Consider the following 2,495-nt stretch of genomic DNA (forward strand, 5'->3'; position numbering starts at 1 on the left):
GAACAAACCCATCGAAAAATCCGCAATATCTCGGGTGATGGTGCTTACGACACGAAAGCTTGTCACGAAGCCGTTCGTCGAAATCGCGCTTTAGTACTGACCCCACCTAGGGAAGTGCTGCGCTCTGGGAACCAGGACATCTACGTAACTTAGCCGTCAGTTGGCAACAACTTCATGGCTCAAATAAGTAGTGGAAAAAACGGTATGGTCATCATCGCCGCTCAATCTCATAAACCGCTATGTACAGGATAAAACAACTGCTAGGTGGCACGTTGAGCATTCGGAATTATAACGCTCAGGTGGGAGAAGCTTACGCGATGATTATGGCTTTGAACAAACTTACTGGGCTAGGTATGCCTGAAATTCACTATGTAGTTTGATATTTAAACAATTATGGGGGCTTTGTTCGCTGAGTCGATTTAGGAAAAAAAGTCCTTTTTGATTCTCTCCATATTTCAATTTTAAATTGCTGAGACACAGGAACGGTTGGGGAGCTAGTTTTTGGGGAGGCACTTTGGCGGATGACTTAACATCCACCTAAAACTCATCATTCTCGCCATCGATTAGACTAAGTTGCTCGGGATATTTGGGCGCATTTTCAAACTCCTTCTTTAAGTCTTCTAGAATAAAACAGAGACATCCATTTTCGATCAACTCAGGTACTTGTCAACAAAATCATGCAATTTCAAGGGTCTTTCGAATAGATAACCTTGAAAGTTATCAACTCCCTTTGAGATTAAATATTCATATTGCAGTTTTTTTTCGACGCCTTCAGCAACCATTGGAACATTTAATCTCTTGGCTAGATCAATAATGTTTTCTAAAATTTCAATCTTTCCGCCTGTATCGATGCAATCAATATAACTTTTATCAATTTTAATAAAGTCAACATCCATTTGATGTATATATTTTAGTGAGCAATGACCAGTTCCAAAATCATCTATAGCTAATTTTAAACCTCTAGGTTTTAATTCTGAAACAATACTGTTAATTATTTCCCCATTGGGGAAAGCCTCTCTTTCTGTAACTTCCAAGATTAGAGAAAATATCTTATCATTAAGACGGTCGAAAAATTTTATACAATTATCGTATAAGATTTTATCAGCCAACTGTACTGGGCATATGTTAAATGCAATATGCAAAGAAAAATCACTATTATCATTAAAGTGCAAAAGTTCATCTATAACCTTTTCAAAAAGAATTGTTGTTATATCTTGTATTTGACCACTTCTTTCTGCAACTTCAATAAACTTATCTGGATAAATAATCTCTCCAGATTGCCTTACCCACCTCACAAGAACTTCAACGCCTATTAATTTTTTTTCTGCATTAAATACCGGCTGCAGATAAGGTTCAAATTCCTTGTTTTTAATGCCATTTTTAATTTTGAAAATCATTACGTCAAATGATGTGAAAGAATTATATATGCTTTTTGAAATCGTCAGTGAAAATAAAACCCATAACAATATGTATAATCCATATTCCCTTATCAAACCACTTGAATACATTTTTAAATCTAACTTTGACAGAACTTTTACATTACCAAATAATGTATTCTTACTTTCGAATGAATTTTTATTTTGAGTATTATTTCCATTTATAAGATAATTACCTACTGCTATATCTAGCTTGTAAATATCTATTGATGTATCAACAAGTTTTCTTATAAAATCAGGGTGGATTGCAAAGTAAATGCTTTTAGTATTGCTTAACGCTTTTCTTACAATAAAAACACCGTCATCGTCTTGAATTTTGAGATTAGAGAATGGAGTTTGATGTAGATAAAATTCATTATCGTAAGATGATAAAGATTCTGCATCTTTTAACTTAATGATATTATTTTCGGATAAAGTGCTGCATTGTATTTCCATGTTCGAAACCACGTTGACACTTCTCAAAAATAAATAGCTATAAGTTAATTTTTTGGCTGCATAAATAAATTCCTTACAACTATTTTTCTCAATAAGCTCTATTAATGATGGGAACATCTCATCATTTATTGTAGATGAAATGTAATTTAATTCACTTATTATTTTTGTAACGCTATTCTCATGTTGGTGTTTGAAATCAATCGAAGCAATAATAGAGATAAAAGCAACCCCAATAATAGTGTTAAAGAATGTGAAATAACGTAAACTAATAAAAGATGATGCTTTCATTATAGTTATGCATATAGATGCCAACGATGTACATGATTATAGCATTTTTGAGAAAATTATTAACATCAATTTTACTTAATGTGATATCACTCAACAAATTTATGAAAAACTTTAGCTTTGTTTCCTAAATCAGTTGTACTAAAACTATAGGCGATTGAGGTCTGCTTTTTACTGCCCGCTGAGGCTTTGTTTCCTAAATAGGTTTAACTAAAACCGTAGCCGCAGATCTGATCGGCATCGCCTATCAACTTACCCATCAACCGTGTCAAAGCCTCGCTATAAAACAACCAACTGGAAGCAATACAACCAAGCCTTAATCAACCGCGGTTCACTTAC

General features: G+C 33.8%; 1 protein-coding gene and 1 pseudogene. One reads left to right on the forward strand and one right to left on the reverse strand.

The features are described 5' to 3' along the window. Positions 1–380, forward strand: a pseudogene (locus L976_RS22885) (transposase); the annotation flags it as partial. Between the two features lie 270 nt (positions 381–650). Here L976_RS22885 and L976_RS22400 read toward each other — a convergent pair. After that, positions 651–2,159 (reverse strand): EAL domain-containing protein, encoded by a 1,509-nt coding sequence (locus tag L976_RS22400; protein WP_052184002.1) that lies wholly within the window; start codon positions 2,157–2,159, stop codon positions 651–653. Positions 2,160–2,495 lie beyond the last annotated feature (336 nt).

Origin of the sequence: Shewanella sp. ZOR0012 (assembly GCF_000798835.1) — a bacterium.
GTDB lineage: Bacteria > Pseudomonadota > Gammaproteobacteria > Enterobacterales > Shewanellaceae > Shewanella > Shewanella xiamenensis.

Bases quoted from the DNA above. Each gene is read 5' to 3' on its own strand.
- L976_RS22400 (WP_052184002.1), bottom strand. From the start codon at position 2,159: ATGAAAGCATCATCTTTTATTAGTTTACGTTATTTCACATTCTTTAAC.